The 16398-nt window shown below is 70.7% G+C and carries 17 protein-coding genes; 8 read left to right on the top strand and 9 right to left on the bottom strand.

All coding sequences use genetic code 11. The features are described from left to right. Nucleotides 1-21 precede the first annotated feature (21 nt). Together ACWED2_RS32630 and ACWED2_RS32625 are read right to left on the bottom strand one after the other, a co-directional pair. Nucleotides 22-801 (bottom strand): alpha/beta fold hydrolase, encoded by a 780-nt coding sequence (locus ACWED2_RS32630; RefSeq protein WP_449694347.1) that lies wholly within the window; start codon nucleotides 799-801, stop codon nucleotides 22-24. A 51-nt stretch (nucleotides 802-852) separates the two neighbouring features. After that, on the bottom strand, nucleotides 853-1932 hold the full coding sequence (locus tag ACWED2_RS32625) for a Gfo/Idh/MocA family protein (protein WP_449694346.1): 1080 nt from the start codon (nucleotides 1930-1932) through the stop codon (nucleotides 853-855). Nucleotides 1933-2153: 221 nt separating this feature from the next. On the opposite strand from ACWED2_RS32625, the gene ACWED2_RS32620 reads away from it, so the two are divergent. Then, nucleotides 2154-2780 carry a VanZ family protein gene (locus ACWED2_RS32620; protein WP_449694439.1) on the top strand — a complete coding sequence of 209 codons (627 nt, stop codon included), beginning with the start codon at nucleotides 2154-2156 and terminating at the stop codon, nucleotides 2778-2780. Here the strand turns inward: ACWED2_RS32620 and ACWED2_RS32615 are convergent. Next, the gene (locus tag ACWED2_RS32615) at nucleotides 2721-2897 is read right to left on the bottom strand and encodes a hypothetical protein (RefSeq protein WP_003058066.1); all 177 of its coding nucleotides are present in this window, start codon (nucleotides 2895-2897) and stop codon (nucleotides 2721-2723) included. The genes ACWED2_RS32620 and ACWED2_RS32615 overlap by 60 nt on opposite strands. Before the next feature lie 193 nt (nucleotides 2898-3090). Here ACWED2_RS32615 and mug point away from each other — a divergent pair, with 193 nt between their 5' ends. From mug to ACWED2_RS32595, 4 genes are all read left to right on the top strand, one after another. Beyond that, complete coding sequence (gene mug, locus ACWED2_RS32610; RefSeq protein WP_449694345.1) at nucleotides 3091-3648, top strand: G/U mismatch-specific DNA glycosylase; 558 nt, start codon at nucleotides 3091-3093, stop codon at nucleotides 3646-3648. 267 nt (nucleotides 3649-3915) lie between these two features. Continuing rightward, a complete protein-coding gene (locus tag ACWED2_RS32605) occupies nucleotides 3916-4701 on the top strand; it encodes a response regulator transcription factor (RefSeq protein WP_449694344.1) in 786 nt (261 codons plus the stop codon). 159 nt (nucleotides 4702-4860) lie between these two features. After that, nucleotides 4861-6696 (top strand): acyl-CoA dehydrogenase, encoded by a 1836-nt coding sequence (locus ACWED2_RS32600; RefSeq protein WP_449694343.1) that lies wholly within the window; start codon nucleotides 4861-4863, stop codon nucleotides 6694-6696. Nucleotides 6697-6837: 141 nt separating this feature from the next. Further along, a complete protein-coding gene (locus tag ACWED2_RS32595; RefSeq protein WP_449694342.1) occupies nucleotides 6838-7113 on the top strand; it encodes a GlsB/YeaQ/YmgE family stress response membrane protein in 276 nt (91 codons plus the stop codon). Nucleotides 7114-7176: 63 nt separating this feature from the next. Here ACWED2_RS32595 and ACWED2_RS32590 read toward each other — a convergent pair whose 3' ends face one another. Further along, complete coding sequence (locus tag ACWED2_RS32590; RefSeq protein WP_449694341.1) at nucleotides 7177-8592, bottom strand: MFS transporter; 1416 nt, start codon at nucleotides 8590-8592, stop codon at nucleotides 7177-7179. A gap of 111 nt (nucleotides 8593-8703) precedes the next feature. Between ACWED2_RS32590 and ACWED2_RS32585 the strand changes: the two genes are divergently transcribed. Together ACWED2_RS32585 and ACWED2_RS32580 are read left to right on the top strand one after the other, a co-directional pair. Continuing rightward, nucleotides 8704-9546: a helix-turn-helix transcriptional regulator gene (locus ACWED2_RS32585; RefSeq protein WP_449694340.1), complete on the top strand. Its 843-nt coding sequence runs from the start codon at nucleotides 8704-8706 to the stop codon at nucleotides 9544-9546. Next, on the top strand, nucleotides 9543-10250 hold the full coding sequence (locus tag ACWED2_RS32580; protein ID WP_449694339.1) for a leucine-rich repeat domain-containing protein: 708 nt from the start codon (nucleotides 9543-9545) through the stop codon (nucleotides 10248-10250). Before ACWED2_RS32585 ends, ACWED2_RS32580 begins: the two co-directional genes overlap by 4 nt. A 4-nt stretch (nucleotides 10251-10254) precedes the next feature. Here ACWED2_RS32580 and ACWED2_RS32575 read toward each other — a convergent pair whose 3' ends face one another. From ACWED2_RS32575 to ACWED2_RS32565, 3 genes are all read right to left on the bottom strand, one after another. Further along, complete coding sequence (locus tag ACWED2_RS32575) at nucleotides 10255-12165, bottom strand: VanW family protein (RefSeq protein WP_449694338.1); 1911 nt, start codon at nucleotides 12163-12165, stop codon at nucleotides 10255-10257. 322 nt (nucleotides 12166-12487) lie between these two features. Then, on the bottom strand, nucleotides 12488-12820 hold the full coding sequence (locus tag ACWED2_RS32570; RefSeq protein WP_449660499.1) for a GroES family chaperonin: 333 nt from the start codon (nucleotides 12818-12820) through the stop codon (nucleotides 12488-12490). A gap of 1 nt (nucleotide 12821) precedes the next feature. Then, on the bottom strand, nucleotides 12822-14633 hold the full coding sequence (locus ACWED2_RS32565) for an NHL domain-containing thioredoxin family protein (protein WP_449694438.1): 1812 nt from the start codon (nucleotides 14631-14633) through the stop codon (nucleotides 12822-12824). Nucleotides 14634-14799: 166 nt separating this feature from the next. On the opposite strand from ACWED2_RS32565, the gene ACWED2_RS32560 reads away from it, so the two are divergent. Beyond that, on the top strand, nucleotides 14800-15375 hold the full coding sequence (locus ACWED2_RS32560; RefSeq protein ID WP_449694337.1) for a hypothetical protein: 576 nt from the start codon (nucleotides 14800-14802) through the stop codon (nucleotides 15373-15375). On the opposite strand, the gene ACWED2_RS32555 is transcribed toward ACWED2_RS32560, so the two are convergent. Together ACWED2_RS32555 and ACWED2_RS32550 are read right to left on the bottom strand one after the other, a co-directional pair. Beyond that, nucleotides 15365-15847 (bottom strand): SRPBCC family protein, encoded by a 483-nt coding sequence (locus ACWED2_RS32555; RefSeq protein ID WP_449694336.1) that lies wholly within the window; start codon nucleotides 15845-15847, stop codon nucleotides 15365-15367. The two genes, ACWED2_RS32560 and ACWED2_RS32555, sit on opposite strands and share 11 nt — an antisense overlap. Nucleotides 15848-16013: 166 nt before the next feature. After that, nucleotides 16014-16398 (bottom strand): IS30 family transposase (locus ACWED2_RS32550; RefSeq protein ID WP_449694335.1); only part of this gene is annotated, 385 nt, incomplete at its 5' end.

Below are 16398 nucleotides of genomic sequence, written 5' to 3'. Positions count from 1 at the left end.
CGGACGTAAAGCGAATGTCACCTAACGGCTTCCCTCGAGCAGCACGCGCGCGACGAGCTCCGGGTCGTCGTTCATCGGCACGTGCCCACACCCCGGCAGCAGCCGGAACACCCCGTGCGGCGCGACTTTCCGCAGGTCGGCGACGCGCGGCCGAGCCAGGATCCGGTCGTGCTCGGCCCAGGCGACGGTCACCGGCACATCGGTGACCGGCCCGGTGAAGCGGAAGTCACCGCGGGACTGCGCCGCGGTCGGCTCGAAGCCCGGCGCGGTGGCGAGCGCGTGGGCGTCCTCGACGACGGCCTCGGGCGTCTGCCGCTCGGGCCGTCCGACGATCATCCCGGTCAGGGCCCGTCGCCCGGACGCGGTGGCGGCGATGCGGCGCACGACGTGCGGCGGCGTGCGCTGGGCGAGGGCGCGGTGGGCCTTGAGCGCGGCGATCGCGTAGAGCTTCTGGCGCCGGGTCCACAGCCCGGCCGGCGACAACGCCGTGACGCTGCGGACCAGCCCGGCCTGCCCGAGGGCCAGCGACAGCAGGCCGCCGAGCGAGTTGCCGGCGACGTGCGGCCGGTCGAGGCCGAGGTCGGTGAAGAGGTCCTTGAACATCACCAGCGCGGGCTCGATGCCGTACCCGCCGGCCGGCTCGGGCGACTCACCGAAGCCGGGCAGGTCCACGGCGATGACGTCGCGATGCGGGGTGAGCAGCGGGAACACCGGCGCCCACGCCTGGCGGCGGTGGCCGATGCCGTGGATCAGCACCAGCGGCTCGCCGCGGCCCGCGCGGTCGTAGACAACGTCGTCCATGACCTGAGCGTAAGACGGCGGTAGCGGAAAGGCTACAACCAGCGGTAACAGTTACTCTGCGTCCGGTCGGGTCCGGGTCCCGCTGTCGGCCGAGCGCTGGACGGCGTCGAGCACCCGGTGCACCCGGAGGGCGTGCGCGAAGTCCGGCAGATCGCCCTTGAGGTGCCGGGCGTACGCGTGCGCCACGTTGTACGACGGCTCGGCGCTGCGGCCGGCCAGCTGCGGCAGTTCGTAGCGCGCGGGCACGGTCAGCTTCTCCAGCGTGCCGGTCCGGCTGCCGCGCAGCGTGAGCTTCGCGATCCAGAACAGCGGGTCCGCCGCCTCGACGACCAGCGTGCCCTCGGTGCCGTTGATCTCCCAGTGGAAGTTCGTGGCCGGCGACGTCCCGCCACGCAGGTGCACCGACGCGACGGCGCCGCCGGTCAGCACGCCGGTGACGGCGATCTGGTCCGGCGCGGTCATCTCGACGGACTCGCCGGTGACCTCGTCGCGCACCCGCGGCCGGACCGTCGCCATCGTCGCCGAGAGCTCGGCGAAGCCGCCGACGACCATGGCGAGGGTGTCGACGGTGTGTGCGAACGGGATGGTCAGCATGGTCGCCCCGCCCGCGGGGTGCAGCTGGTAGTCACGGCCGGCCCGCACGCTCGGGCCCCAATTCGCGCCGGAAGCGATGAGTGATGTCGAAAGCACGCGGCCGACGTAGCCGTCCTTGATGAGGTCGCGCAGGTAGCGCAACGCCGGCGCCGAGCGCCCCTGCAGGCCGACCGCGGTCGTCTTGTCCCGCGCGGCCGCGGCCAGTGCCTCGGTTTCGGCCAGGCTGACGCCCAGCGGCCACTCGCTCAGCACCTGCTTGCCCGCGGCCAGCGCCGGCTCGATGAGCGCGCGGTGCTGCGGCACCTTCACGGCGACCACGACGAGGTCGACCTCCGGGTGCCGGGCGAGCTCGCCGGCGTCGCCGAAGGTGAGCGGCACGCCGTACTTCTCCCCGGCCACCCGTGCCGTCTCGGCACTGCTCCCGGCGAGCGCGCGGAGTTCGTAGCCGTCCACCGCGGCCAGCGCGGGCACGTGCGCGGTGGCGGCCCAGCCGCCGTTCGCGCTGAGCCCGACGATGCCGACCCGGACCGGTGCCATGAGCGTTCCTTTCGTTGCCTGCACAGTTGCCTGCAAAACACTGCGACGTGCCGAGCGTCGTGCGCATTCCCGTATCGGCGCAAGGCGCATCCGGTTACGACGGCATGACCTCGATCACCCACGGCCCGCCGATCGGCCGCGCGCCGGTCGGCCGAGTGGCCGATGAAGGCGGGCTCTTCGACCGAAGCGGCACCGGGGTCAAGATCCATAACGTCGTCGGCATGACGAACGCACAGCTCACCGCCCTGCAGTACGGCTTCATCGCCTTCCTCGCGCTGTGGGCCGTGGCGCTGGTGCCGCAGCTGATCACCCAGCTCGCCCGGTACGGCGGCCTGCGGCTGCGCGGCCTCGCGACGACGGCGGCGGTGCTGCTCTACGGCTGCATGACGCTGGCGGTCGTCTTCCTGCCGCTGCCGGGCCCCAGCACCCGCCGGCTCGCTCAGACGGTGCAGTTGCACCCGTTCCAGTGGATCGCCGACATCCACACGGAGCTGCTCAAGCACGGCGGCCCCTGGTTCACGACGCAGACGTTCCAGCAGGCGTGCCTGAACGTGCTGCTGTTCGTGCCGCTCGGGGTGTTCGCGCGGATCCTGTGGCGCCGCGGCCTGACGGGCACCGCGCTGATCGGCTTCACGGCGTCACTGTTCATCGAATTCGCGCAGCTCACGGCGAACTTCGGCACGGCACCGCACGTCTACCGGATCTTCGACGTCGACGACCTCATGAACAACACGGCCGGGGCGATCGTCGGCTGGGTGTTCGGGGCGCTGCTGCTCACGCTCCGGCGTTCAACGGTCGACGTGCAGCCGGCCCGGCGCGAGCGGGTCCACCTCGCCCAGACGCGCTAGCCGGGCTTTCCTCTGCAGCGCGGCCCGCTTGGCGGCCCGCCGGTCTTCCAGGACGACGACGAGCGCGGCAACGGCCAGGACCAGCGCGACCAGCCCGAGGACGATCGGAAGCTGCACGAAATCCTCCTCGGTACGGCGCTGTGCGGGAGATCACACAGGTTACGCAGGTCAGTACCGAATTGGCTACCCCACGCGACGAGCCCGGGCGGCGAACCAGGCCCGGTCAGCGGAAACCCAGCCGTCGAAAGTGAGATCGGCCGAGGTCAGCAGGTCGTCGAGCGCCGTCGCGAGCGTGCCCGAAACTGGAGGGGTGACCCGACCCACGAAGGACCAGCTGGCCGCGGCGCACAACGCCACCATCCCCGACGTCATCGCCCCTGACCTCGACGTCCTCTTCTGCGGCATCAACCCCGGCCTCTACTCCGGCGCCCTCGGCCGGCACTTCGCCCGGCCCGGCAACCGCTTCTGGCCCGCCCTCCACAACGGCGGCTTCACCCCGCGCCTCTATTCGCCCAGCGAGCAGGACAAGCTGCTCGACCTCAAGCTCGGCATCACGAACGTCGTCGCCCGGACCACGGCCCGCGCCGACGAACTCACCGGCGACGAACTCCGCGAAGGCGGGAAGGTCCTCACCTCGAAGGTGCTCGAGTACCGGCCGCGGTGGCTGGCCGTCGTCGGGATCACCGCCTACCGGACCGCCTTCGGCTTCCCGAAGGCGCGCGTCGGCCCGCAGGACCACCGGATCGGTGACACCCACGTGTGGGTGCTGCCGAACCCGAGCGGGCTCAACGCGCACTGGACCCCGGCCGGGCTGGCGGCCGAGTTCGCTCTCCTCCGGGCCGCATCGAAAGACTGTCGAAATCGTTGAAACCGCTGCGGGCCACCCTCAGTAGCGCCGACTGCCCCATCAGGTCCTTTCCCGCCCGGCCGAGCCAGCTCTCCAAGATCGACTTCTACGGAAAGTTTGCTGTGACCGGCGGATTGGGCCATGAGGGGGATTTGGCGTCATGAGCTGCGCAATCGCGACTCGTACCAAGCAGGAGGAGTCACTTCCGACCGGTCCAAGCAGGGAGACCGGGCGGCGCCGGAGACGTCCGGCGCTCCGGGAGCGGCAGCGCAGAGACGGAGGCCCGCGATGCACGGCATCGAGCCCACCCGCAGGCCCGTGGGGCCCGCCGGACCCGGGGGGCGCAGTCTCGGCGTGGCGGTCGTCGATCCCGTGCCGATCTTCCGCGACGGCCTCGCCGCGCTCGTGCACCGCAGCCAGGGCCTGCACTGGGCCGGGCAGGCCGCCAGCCACCACGCCGCCCTGCAGCTGTGCGAGCAGGTCAAGCCGGACGTCGTCGTCCTCGACTCCGCCCTCGACCCGAACTGCCACCTGACCAAACTGCTCAACTCCGGCGACCCGGCGCTGATCCTGGTCACCCTGATCCGTGACACGAATCGCACGCAGCAGTACCTCGCGGCCGCGATCGCCGCCGGCGCGCACGCGATCGTGCCGCGGTCGATCGATTCACGACGGCTCGCCGAAGCGATCCGGCGGGCACACAGCGAACGCCGTTACATCGACCCGGCGCTGGCCGCCCTGACCGCCCGGCCGAAGCGCGCGACCACCCCGAAGGGCGACCTCGCCCACGACAACCCGTCGGCGCCGCGCGGCGCGATGCCGCTGTCCAGGCGCGAATACCAGGTGCTCCAGCTGGTCGCCGAAGGGCTCGAGAATTCGGCGATCGCGAAGCTGCTGTTCCTGTCGGTCGAAACCGTCCGGACCCACGTGAAGAGCATCCTGCGCAAGCTGTCCGCCCGGGACCGCACACACGCGGTGACGATCGCCTTCCGCAGCGGGATCCTGATCGCCCGGCCGGAAGACGGGTACCTCCCGGTGACGGCGGACACAACGGCGATCCCGGGCCATCGCTGACGTCTCTTCCCCAGGCCGAGGGCAACATTCGGGTGGATTTCCAATACCCGGAAGTGCGGATCTGCTTGCCCTGGTTACCCGCAGGTAATATCCTGAAGTTACCGGCGAGTAAGGCGAACATGTGCCCGGCCGGGGAGCCGAACACATTGGAGTGACGACATGGGCCACTACAAGAGCAACGTCCGAGACCTGGAGTTCAACCTCTTCGAGGTACTCGGCGTGCAGGAGCGCCTCGGCAAGGGTGTGCTCGCCGAATCCGACGAAGAGACCGCCCGCGGTGTGCTCGCCGAACTGAACAAGCTCGCCACCGGCCCGCTCGCCGAGTCCTTCGCCGACGCCGACCGCAACCCGCCCGTGTACGACCCGAAGACCTTCAGCGTCAAGATCCCCGAGTCCTTCAAGAAGAGCTACCAGCAGCTCATCGAGGGCGAGTGGTGGCGCCTCGGCCTGACCAACGACCTCGGCGGCTTCGGCCTGCCCCCCACGGTGCAGTGGGCCGCGTCCGAGCTGATCCTCGGCGCCAACGCCCCGCTGTTCATGTACATGGCGGGCCCGAACTTCGCGATGATCGTCGACAAGAACGGCACCGAAGAGCAGAAGCACTGGGCCCAGATCATGATCGACCGGGCCTGGGGCGCCACGATGGTGCTGACCGAGCCGGACGCCGGCTCCGACGTCGGCGCGGGCCGCACCAAGGCCACCAAGCAGGAGGACGGCTCCTGGCACATCGACGGGGTGAAGCGGTTCATCACCTCGGGTGAGCACGACCTGAGCGAAAACATCATGCACCTGGTGCTCGCCCGCCCCGAGGGCCCCGGCATCGAGACCAAGCCGGGCACCAAGGGCCTGTCGCTGTTCCTCGTGCCGAAGTTCCACTTCGACACCAAGACCGGTGAGCTGGGCGAGCGCAACGGCGCCTTCGTCACCGGCGTCGAGCACAAGATGGGTATCAAGGCCTCGACGACGTGCGAGCTGACCTTCGGCCAGCACGGCACCCCGGCCAAGGGCTGGCTGCTCGGCGAGGTGCACGACGGCATCGCGCAGATGTTCCAGGTCATCGAGTACGCCCGCATGATGGTCGGCACGAAGGCCATCGCGACGCTGTCGACGGGTTACCTCAACGCGCTCGAGTACGCCAAGGAGCGCGTCCAGGGCGCCGACCTGCCGAACATGCTGAACAAGACCGCGCCGCGCGTCACCATCACGCACCACCCGGACGTCCGCCGCTCGCTGATGCTCCAGAAGGCGTACGCCGAAGGCCTCCGCGCGGTGTACCTCTACACGGCGTCGTTCCAGGACCAGCTGTGGACCGGCGAGGGCGACCAGAAGCTCGCGCACGGCGTCAACGACCTGCTGCTGCCGATCGTCAAGGGCGTCGGCTCCGAGCGCGCCACCGAGCAGCTCGTGCAGTCGCTGCAGACGCTGGGCGGCTCCGGCTTCCTGCAGGACTACCCGATCGAGCAGTACATCCGCGACGCCAAGATCGACTCGCTGTACGAGGGCACCACGGCCATCCAGTCGCTGGACTTCTTCTTCCGGAAGATCGTCCGCGACAAGGGCCAGTCGCTCGCCTACGTCGCCGGCGAGATCACCAAGTTCATCGAGTCGGAGGCGGGCAACGGCCGGCTCAAGAACGAGCGCGCGCTGCTCAAGCAGGCCCTCGAGGACACCCAGGGCATGCTCGGCTCGCTGATCGGCTACCTGACGGCGTCGCAGGAGGACCCGCAGAGCATCAACAAGGTCGGCCAGCACACGGTCCGCCTGCTGATGTCGGTCGGCGACCTGCTCATCGGCTGGCAGCTGCTCAAGCACGCCGAGGTCGCCATCGGCCGGCTCGACGCGGGCGCGTCCGCCAAGGACGTCCCGTTCTACGAGGGCAAGATCGCCGTGGCCTCGTTCTTCGCGAAGCAGGTGCTGCCGGAGCTGACCGCCCGCCGCGCCATCGTGGAGGCCGCCGACAACGCGCTCATGGAGGTCGACGAAGCCGCGTTCTGATCAACGCGTTCCGCCGAAGGGCCCCTTTCCGGACCGGGAAGGGGCCCTTCCGCGTTTCGGCGCCCAAAAGCGGGGGAATTCCGTCTGCGAGAGTTCGCGGGACCGAGTGGCCGGCTCCGCGATCACCGAGAGGAGAAAGTGATGACTGTCGCCGGCATCATCAGCGCCATCATCGTCGGGCTGATCATCGGCGTTCTGGGCCGGCTGGTCGCTCCCGGCAAGCAGAGCATCCCGATCTGGCTGACCATCGTGATCGGTATCATCGCCGCCTTCATCGGCACGGCCATCGCGCGCGGTCTCGGCTACGCCGACACGAACGGCATCGACTGGCTGGAGATCCTCACCCAGGTCGTGCTGGCCGCGATCGGTGTCAGCATCGCCGCCGGCGCCTACGGCCGCCGTGGGGTAACCAGGTAACGCTTTCGGATCTTGCCGCCCGGCCGGTCCACCTTCGGGTGAACCGGCCGGGCTTTTCCGCGGCTACCTCCTGGCCGACGCGCGGGCGAGCGCGACGGCGAACGCGACGCCGACCAGCAGCAGGGCCGCGGCCCAGGTCATCGTGGCCGTGATGGCGTGTGCGGACGAGTCGGCGGCGAGCGTCAGGAAGAGGCTCCCGAAGGTCGCCACGCCGACGACCTGGCCGAGCTGCAACGTCGTCGTCAGGAGGCCGCTGGCGTCCGCCGCGCGCTCGAGCGGGACGTGCGTGAGAGCGTGCGCCATCAGGGACCCGAACGCCAGGCCCATGGAGAGGCCGAACAGCAGGAGCGCGGCGAAGAACAGCGCGCCGCCCTTGCCGCCGTCCTTCAGGCTCAGCCCCAGCAACGCGTACGCGATCGCGGACCCCGCGTAGCCGCACGGCGTCAGTGCCGCGTGGACGCGCTGGGGCAGTCTGTGCCAGAAGAACCCGCAGACGCCGAAGACCACGCCGCCGGGCGCCATGGTGAGCCCGGCGGCCAGCGCCGTCTCGCCGAGGCCCGCCTGCAGGTGCAGGGCCACGCAGAACAGGAAACCGCCGTAGGACGCCACGCCGGTGGCCAGCGCGGCCAGTCCCGGTGCGACCCCGCGGATCTTCAGGACGCCGAGGTTCACCAGCGGGTCGCGGACCCGGTGTTCCACGACCACGAACAGCACCGCCAGCAGCACGCCCGCCGCGAGCGAGCCGAACGTCCACACCGGCCAGCCGGTTTCGTGCCCCAGGACGAGCGGCAGGACGACGAGCACCACCGCGGGCACGGCGATCGTGAGACCGGCGAGGTCGAGCCGGCGGCCCGCTTTCACCGCCCCGCCGGGCACCAGCTTGACGGCGAGCGCGGCCACGAGCACCCCGATCGGCACGTTCACCAGGAAGATCGGCCGCCAGCCCGCGCCGAAGAGGTCCGCGCCGACGAGCACCCCACCGAGCACCTGGCCGGCCACGAACGCGACGGAGATGACGGCGGTGTACGCGCTGAGTGCCTTGGCCCGCGCGGGGCCGCTGAACTGCGCCTGGATGACGCTGATGACCTGCGGCATCATCAGCGCGGCGCCGGCGCCCTGTGCGATCCGCGCGACGATCAGCGTGGTCGGGTCCGGCGCGAATCCGCACAGCAGCGAGCAGACGGTGAAGGCGGCGACGCCGGTGACGAACAGCCGTCGCCGTCCGAACAGTTCGCCGAGCCTTGCGCCGGTGATCAGGAGCATCGCGTAGCCCACGGTGTAGCCGGAAACGACGAGCTGCAGCGCGGCGCCGGAGGCGTGCAGGTCGGTGCGGATGTCGGTCATGGCGACGTTCACGACGGTGACGTCGAGCAGCGCCATGAACTGGCCGAGCAGCAGGACGGCCAGCATGAACCACGGCCGCCTGTCCGGCCGCGCAGCCCGGTCCGGGGTGGCCTGGGCTTCGGTGGTCAGAGTCATGGCTCCGACCTTGGGGTTCTTGGCTTCTGCGCGGAGAGAGCCTGTGGATGCTGGTACTGGCAGCACCTGGCTCGCCGAAAATTGTCGTACCTCTCGGGCACCATGTTCCGCATGACGTCGACGCAGGTCCACACCAGCCGCCGGGAGGAACTCGGCCAGTTCCTCAAGGCGTGCCGCGCGCGGATCGGCCCGGAGGAGGTCGGGCTGCCGCCCGGCGTCCGCCGTCGCACGAGCGGGTTGCGGCGCGAGGAGGTCGCGCTGCTCGCCGGCGTCGGCGTCACCTGGTACACGTGGCTGGAGCAGGGGCGGCCGATCAACGCGAGCGCGCAGGTGCTCGACGCGGTCGCGCGCACGCTGCGGATGGACCACCCCGAGCGCGAGCACCTGTACCGGCTGGCGGAGCTGACCCCGTCGCGGCTGCCGTCGTCGGTCGAGGTGGTGCCGGACGCGGTGCGCGAGGTGTTGCGCGCGCTCGATCCGCTGCCCGCCACGGTGATCAACGGCCGGTTCGACATCCTCGAGTCGAACGCGGCGCAGGAGGAGCTGTTCTGGGAGTGGCACAGCCTGCCGTGCCTGCACAAGAACCTGCTGTGGTGCTGCGTGACCGAGCCGAACGCGCGGCGGATGCTGTTGAACTACGACGAGGAGGTCCCGCACATGGTCGCGCGGATGCGCGCCGAATACGGCAGGCACGTCGGTGACCCGTTGTGGGAGGAGGACATCCGGCGGCTGGCCGCGCTGAGTCCCGAGTTCGCCGCGTTGTGGGCGCGGCACGAGGTGGCGGAACCGCGGCCGCGGTTGCGGGAGTTCCAGCACCCGCGGGCGGGCCGGATGCACCTGCGGCTGACCGAGCTGGCGGTCTCGGAGGCGCCGGGCCTGCGGATCCAGGTGTCCACTCCGGACGACGCGTCGACCTGGGCGTTGCTGCCCCTGACCCGCTTGGCGGGGTCATGACGTCACTGGATCTGAGCGATCAGGGGCTGACGTCGGTGCCCTCGGTGCCGTCCGGCGTCACGCACCTCGACCTGTACAAGAACTCGATCTCGGAGGTGCCCGGATCGCTGTGGTCGCTGACCGGGCTGCGCGTGCTGAACCTGGCGGTGAACCGGATTTCTTCGCTGCCGCCGGGTATTTCGGCGCTGACGTCGTTGCACACGCTCGACCTGGCGCACAACCGGTTCGAGTCGTTGCCCGGCGAGCTGGGTGAGCTGGCCGGGCTCACCGAGTACCTGTACGTCAGCGACAACCGGCTGACGAAGTTCCCGGATGCGTGGTGCCGCTTGGGGAGGCTGCGGTACCTGGGGTGCACGGACAACCGGCTCACTTCGTTGCCGTCGGACCTCTCGGGATTCGCTGCGCTGCGCGAACTCCGGCTGTACCGCAACGAGCTGGCGGAGCTGCCCGAGTCGATCGGCGCGCTGGGGGCGTTGCGGGAGCTGCACTTGCGGGGCAACCGGTTGACGTCGCTGCCGTCGTCGATCGGCTTGCTGAGCGAGCTGCGTCAGCTGGACCTGCGAGAGAACGCGTTGACGACATTGCCGGCGTCGCTCGCCGGTCTGTCCAAACTGGACAAGCTGGATCTGCGGTGGAACAAGCAGCTGCGGGAGCCGGCGTGGCTGCGCGACTTCGAGGAGGCCGGTTGCATGGTCCTTCGCTGACAACTCAACAGAGAACGGTCGGACGCGGACCGTAGGTCGCCGTGTGCGATGTCCGCCGGAGCTCGGTGCCGCTCGCGAGGTCGTAGAGCACGCGCGTGTCGGTGACGCTGAAGCCGGACGTGCCGATCGACGGCCGGCACTCGGCCGCCCCACCGGAGCCGAACTGGATGGGCGGCGGGTCGCCGGGGAGCTGCACGCCGGTCTGGCCCTCGACGCGGAAGTGCCGGGTGCCCCAGATCCGGACGGTCACCGAGTCGCCGGAGACGCTGGCCTGGATGGCGATGCCGGTCGCGGCGTCGTTGGTCAGCTTGAGCTCGACCGGGCTGCCGTCGGCGTTGACGGCCTTGGCGTCGCGGCCGACGGGGTAGCGGTCGAGGTAGTGGTCGTGCTCCAGGTGGCCGGCGTCGGCCAGGCCGGCGAGGTAACCGGCGTTGTACAAAGTGGACGCCAGCTGGGAGACGCCGCCGCCGACCACTTGCGGGCCGGTGCCGTCCTCGTCGACCGGGGCCGGCACGTAGCCGGCGTCCGCGGTGCGCGGACCGGAGCGGCCGCCGAGGCTGAACGTCTCGCCGGGCTTGACGATCGTGCCGGACACGCGGGCGGCGAGCGTCCGGTTGTTCGTCGCGGCCGGGCCGGTCAGGCCGGCGGTGGTGAACTCGCCGATGACCTCCTTGATGCCGAGCGCGCTGGCGGCTTCGGTGGTCACGCTGGGTGCCGACGCGCGGTAGACGACGGGGAGGTCCCGCCCGTCGGTCTTCTTCAGCACGTCGATCAGGGGGAGGAAGGTCTTCTCCCAGTCCACCTTGCGGGCTTCTTCGGAGGGCTCGACGCTCGGCTGGTCGCCGGTGAAGACGATCTGCGCGTCCTTGCCGTCGGTCTCGGTGCTCGTGAGCTGGTCCTTGAGGGCGGCCTGCAGCTTGCCCTGGTCGATGCGGACCTCGAGGGCCCCGCCTTCGACCGCGGCGAACTGGAACGAAGCCGCGATGGTGGCGGGCTTCAGCGGAACGTCCTTGCCTTCGCCGTGCACGACGACGGGCTTCGCGACGGCGGGCACGACGATCTGCCGGCAGGCTGCCTGCACCCCGGCCGCGGTCGCCCGCACGGGCGTGATCGCCATGGCCAGCTTCACCCCGCCGGGGTCGAGCCAGTGGTCGGTGACGACGTGCACGGCGCCGGCGAGGTCGGTCAGCTGCTGGCCCTGACGCGGCAGGATCGGGAAGGCGGAGACACCGCCGTCGCTGCCGTCTATCGGGGTGAACCCGACCGAGCCTTCGGTGGCGGGGTGGTTCAGCTTGCCCTCGGCCAGCTCGCGCACGGCGTCGGCGATCCGGTTCTGGTCGGTGCGTGTGGCGACCCCGACCTCGCGGCTGCTGAAGAAGGACATGATCCGCGTGATCGGGCTGAGTGGCTGGTGCCCGGCGAGCCCGAGGGTGTTCGGCCAGTCGAGCCCGAGCCCGGACTGCGAGGGCACGAGCTCGGCCTGCACGTCCCCACCGTGGACGACGACGGGCCGGATCAGCCGCGGCTCGAGCTCTTTCCGCAGCTTGGCTTCGGCCTCGGCGTGGCTGAGCCCGCCGACGTCGATCCCGGCGACGGTCACCCCGCGCGGCACGTCGCCGATGCTGACGGCGAGATCGATGCCGTAGAGGATGACGAAGAGCCCGAGCGCCAGCCCGACGGTCATCATGGCCCGGGCAAGGCCGGTACGCAGCTTCCGCGCAGGCGTCTCCGGCGCCGGGGGAGGCGCGGGATTCTCGAGAAGCTCGCCGAGCAGATCATCGGAGAACAGATCGGTGGCGGCGGCAGTGTCGGAGACGGGAGCAGCGACAACCGGCGGCCACGCGGGCCCGACTTCGGTGACGGCCTCACCACCCGCCCCGGCCAAGGCCGGCACTTCGGCAGCAACGGCCGGCACGCTCGCTGCCTCGGCGGGCACCTCGGCAGCCGGCGCAGGCAGTTCAGCAGCCTCCGGCGCAACCTCAGCGGCCGACGCAGGCGGTTCAGGCGTCTCCGGCGCAGGCTCGGCGGGCAGCGCGGGATCCCCGGCCACAGCCGCAGCCTCCGGCGCAGGCGTGGCCCCAGCCGCGGGCTTCTCCAGGCCCTCCCCCTCGGCCGCAGGCTCCGGATCGGCGGCCGCGGTGGTCGGCTCGGGCGTCCCCTCTTGGGCGAGTTCGCGTGCTTTCGCGCCCTCGCGTCCCTCTTCGTCTGCCACGCGCCTGCCTTTCGCGGGACCCGACCTACAGGTAGAGCCCCGTCCCGTGCTCGGTGAGCTCGGTCGCCACCGCGTGGATGTCGCGTTCGCGCATCACCAGGTGCCCCTCGCCCTGGATCTCGACCTCGAGCTGGTCCTCCGGGTTGAAGAGCACGCGGTCGCCGGTCTTGACGTTCCGCACACTGTTGCCCACGCCCAGTACATCACCCCACGCCAGGCGGCGCGCGACCTGCGCCGTTGCGGGGATCACGATGCCGCCGCTGCTGCGGCGCTCCCCTTCTTCCGGCGACAGCCGCACGAGTACCCGGTCGTGCAGCATTTGGATTTCGAGTTTCGGCCCGTCAGACACGGCCTGCATGTTACCCGCCGGTCGTGGGTTCCCCGGCCATGACCAGGCTCAATTCGCCGGCCCCGCCGTCCTCGATGCGGACCGGGACGCCCCAGTCCTGCCGGGTGATCCGGCACGCCGGGTGTTCACCTCCGTCGTCGCAGCTCGCGGCCTGCGCGACGACCTGCAGCACGCCCTCGCCCGAGGCCAGGCGGATCTTGCGGCTCAAATCCGTGCCGGTCCCGCCGCCGTCTGCCAGCAGCGAAGGCGGCGAAGCGCTGATCTCGAGCCGCGTCGACGGGCCGAAGCGGTCGTCCAGCTTTTCGCCGGGCGGTGCCGTGAACACCACCGAAAAGTCGATCTCGCCGGGCGCGAGCACCGTCGGCGGGCGGCGCACCGCGTGCGCGTCGCCGGTGACGAGTGTCGGCTCGGCTGCCGGAAGCTGGGCGAGCCGGTTGCCCGCGGACTCGACGACCAGCAGCTCGCCGTCGTGCAGCAGCAGGCCCTGCGGTTCGGCGAGCCCGGTCGCGATCGTGGTCACCTCGCGGGTGAAGACGTCGAAGCGGCGGACAGCGCCGTTGTACGTGTCGGCGATCGCGATCTTGTCGCCGGGCAGCACGGCCAGGCCCAGCGGGTGCTGGAGCAGCGCCTTGTCGGCCGGGCCGTCGGTGTGGCCGAAGGAGAACAGGTCGACGCCGATCGCGGTCTGCACGGTGAACGATTCGCCGTCGGGCTCGATCCAGCGCAGCGCCGACGTCTCCGCGTCGACGAGCCACAGCTTGTCGCCGTCCACGGCCAAGCCGGACGTCTGCGCGAAGAACGCTTCGCTGACGTCGCCGTCGCGAAGGCCCTCGACAGTGGTCCCGGCGAAGCGGCGAATCATGCCGCCGACCGGGTCGAACACGCTCAGCGTGTGGTTGCCCGCCATCGCGACGACGACCCCGCCGGCCGGGCCCCACCAGGCGACGTCCCACGGGCTCGTGAGGTCGACCTCGGCGGCCTTGCCCGAGTCGGGCCCGCTGCGCCACTGGGCGCCGGTGCCGGCGACCGTCGTCACTTCGCCGGTGATCAGGTCGAGGCCGCGCAGCCGGTGCCCGGCCGTGTCGGCGACGACGGCGTGGTAACCGGCGCGCTCGGCGATGTCGTACGGCAGCAGCGCAATACCCGACGGCTCGGTGAAGGTCGCGATGTCGAACGGACCGTCCTGGCCCCCGCGGGCCCCGCTGCCGAAGCGGCGGATCACGGTCTCGCCGTCCGAAGCGAACTCAACGATCGCGTGGTGCCCGGTGTCTGCGACCAGGACGCGCCCCTCGGCGGTGGCGACGGCCTTGCTCGGGAACCGCAGCTCGCCGGACTGCTCCTCGACCGGCACGTACGGGCTGCCGCCGCGCCGAAGCGTCCCCTTCGCTTCGTGCTTCGTCACGAGGTCCGCGATGACGCGGCGAAGCGCTTCTTCGTGCCCTTCGCCCGCGGCGACGTGCACGACGTACCCCTCGGGGTCGACGACGACCAGCGTCGGCCACGCGCGGACCGCGTACTGCGACCACAGCTCCATCTTGGGGTCGTTGACCACCGGGTGGTGCACCTCGTAGCGGCGGACCGCGGCTTCGATCGAGGCGCGCTCGCCCTCGTGCAGGAACTTCGGCGAATGGACGCCGATGGTGACCAGCACGTCCGCGAACTCGGCCTCCAGCGGCCGCAGCTCGTCGAGCACGTGGAGGCAGTTGATGCAGCCACTGGTCCAGAAGTCCAGCAGCACGACGCGGCCGCGCAGCTCGGCCAGGGTGAGCGGGCGGCCGCCGGTGTTCAGCCAGACGTCGCCGCGCAGCTCGGGGGCGCGCACGCGGCTCTGCGGTCGTGGAGAAGTCACGGCATGAGTGAACTACACGCGCTCACGCTCTGTTCCGCGGTCCGCCCCGATGAGAGAACAAACTCACCCGGACGTGGGTCTCCAGGTCGGCGCGAAAAAGGACGCGCGGGCGGGTGAGCCGCCGCTTAGGCTTCGGGCCATGACACCCGTCCAGCCGGCCGGCGCCCTCACCCCGGAGGAGGCGCGGCACCTGCAGGAGAACCTCCGGGAACCCGTGCGTCCCGGGCTGAGCGAAACCGAGCTCGACGACGTCGAGCGCCGGTTCGGTTTCCGCTTCGCCGCGGACCACCGGACGTTCCTGTCCGCGGGCGTCCCGATCGGCGACCGCTGGCCGGATTGGCGCTGCGGCAACGCGGAGCAGCTGCGCAAACGTTTGGCATGGCCGGTCGACGGCGTGCTGTACGACGTCGAGCACAACGGCTTCTGGCTGCCGGACTGGGGCACGCGCCCGGTCGGCCCGGAGGACGCGGTCCGCGAAGCCCGGCGCCGCCTGGCCGACGTGCCGCAGCTGGTGCCGGTGTGCGGGCACCGGTACCTGCCCGGCATGCCGGGCGCGGTGGGTTACCCAGTGCTGTCGGTGTACCAGACGGACATCATCGTCTACGGCTCCGACCTGCGGGATTACCTGCACCGCGAGTTCGCGACGGGCGGAATCAGCACGGCCCCACCGGACGGCCCCCGGTACATACCGTTCTGGTCCCGCTTCATCGACTAGCTTCGGCGGCCCACTTCAGCCGGGCCAGGGTGGCGGCGATGTTGGCGGTGTTCGCCTGAGCCCGGTCCCAGACCCCGGTAACGGTCGACGTCGGCACCCTGAACCAGGCCGGCCGCCGTTCCCACATGCTCTCGACGACGACACAGCCATCCCCGACCGGCTCGAAGTCGTACTGCCAGCGCGCAACGGGCAGCCGGGCAACCGAGGTGACCTCGAAGCCGAACCGCCGCCCGGGCTCGGCATCGGTGATGGTGGAGAGGGTGCTCCACCGCCGCCGGCCGCGCTGGTTGCGCCCGCGGAACTTCGCACCGACGACGGGCCCGTCAGCGCCCCCGACCCACCGGTGCCCGGCGTACTCCTCGGCGAGACTTGCCAGCTGCCCGGGATCGCTGACCAGGGCGTACACAGTTTCGGGAGCGGCCACGATCTCGATCCGGCCGATGGCGTTCGGGGCGTTCAAACGTACCTCCACACTGAGGGGACATACCGAGGGTATGTCAGCGACCAGCGTTTAGGGAACCGCCTGTGGAGGCCGGAAGGGTGATGTGGACAGCCGGAGCCGGAAACGCTGTTACGGCCAGGCTTGTCGGCCTGCGGCGATAGACTGGACCTGGGGACGCCCCCGGAGAGGGCGGTTTCTAGCGGTCGTTGCAACACCGCTGCTGGTGGGTGGTGCCGAGCAACTGTGTCATGCGTTCGGCTGGGGTGTCCCAGTCGAGGGTCATCCGGGGCCGGTCGTTGAGTTCGACCGCGACGGTGTCGAGGTGTTCAGCGGTGTGGGCCGAGAGGTCGGTGCCTTTGGGGAAGTACTGGCGCAGCAGCCCGTTGGTGTTTTCGTTGGTGCCGCGTTGCCAGGGGGCGTGCGGGTCGCAGAAGTAGACCGGCATGTCCGTGGCCGCGGTGACCTGGCCGTGCAGGTGCATCTCACTGCCCTGATCCCAGGTCAGCGACCGCCGCAGCTGCTCGGGCAGTGTCTGGATCTTGGTGATGAGGGCGTCCCGGACCAGGCTCGGGGTGTAGCCC

This window comes from Amycolatopsis sp. NPDC005003 (assembly GCF_053600695.1).
This window is presented reverse-complemented; position numbering and strand designations above follow the sequence as displayed.

What these genes read in the sequence shown, in the direction of transcription:
- ACWED2_RS32630 (WP_449694347.1), bottom strand. Translation starts at nt 801, where the DNA reads ATGGACGACGTTGTCTACGACCGCGCGGGCCGCGGCGAGCCGCTGGTG.
- ACWED2_RS32570 (WP_449660499.1), bottom strand. Translation starts at nt 12,820, where the DNA reads ATGCAGGCCGTGTCTGACGGGCCGAAACTCGAAATCCAAATGCTGCAC.
- ACWED2_RS32605 (WP_449694344.1), top strand. Translation starts at nt 3,916, where the DNA reads ATGCACGGCATCGAGCCCACCCGCAGGCCCGTGGGGCCCGCCGGACCC.
- ACWED2_RS32600 (WP_449694343.1), top strand. Translation starts at nt 4,861, where the DNA reads ATGGGCCACTACAAGAGCAACGTCCGAGACCTGGAGTTCAACCTCTTC.
- ACWED2_RS32595 (WP_449694342.1), top strand. Translation starts at nt 6,838, where the DNA reads ATGACTGTCGCCGGCATCATCAGCGCCATCATCGTCGGGCTGATCATC.
- ACWED2_RS32625 (WP_449694346.1), bottom strand. Translation starts at nt 1,932, where the DNA reads ATGGCACCGGTCCGGGTCGGCATCGTCGGGCTCAGCGCGAACGGCGGC.
- ACWED2_RS32585 (WP_449694340.1), top strand. Translation starts at nt 8,704, where the DNA reads ATGACGTCGACGCAGGTCCACACCAGCCGCCGGGAGGAACTCGGCCAG.
- ACWED2_RS32590 (WP_449694341.1), bottom strand. Translation starts at nt 8,592, where the DNA reads ATGACTCTGACCACCGAAGCCCAGGCCACCCCGGACCGGGCTGCGCGG.
- ACWED2_RS32620 (WP_449694439.1), top strand. Translation starts at nt 2,154, where the DNA reads ATGACGAACGCACAGCTCACCGCCCTGCAGTACGGCTTCATCGCCTTC.
- ACWED2_RS32560 (WP_449694337.1), top strand. Translation starts at nt 14,800, where the DNA reads ATGACACCCGTCCAGCCGGCCGGCGCCCTCACCCCGGAGGAGGCGCGG.
- ACWED2_RS32580 (WP_449694339.1), top strand. Translation starts at nt 9,543, where the DNA reads ATGACGTCACTGGATCTGAGCGATCAGGGGCTGACGTCGGTGCCCTCG.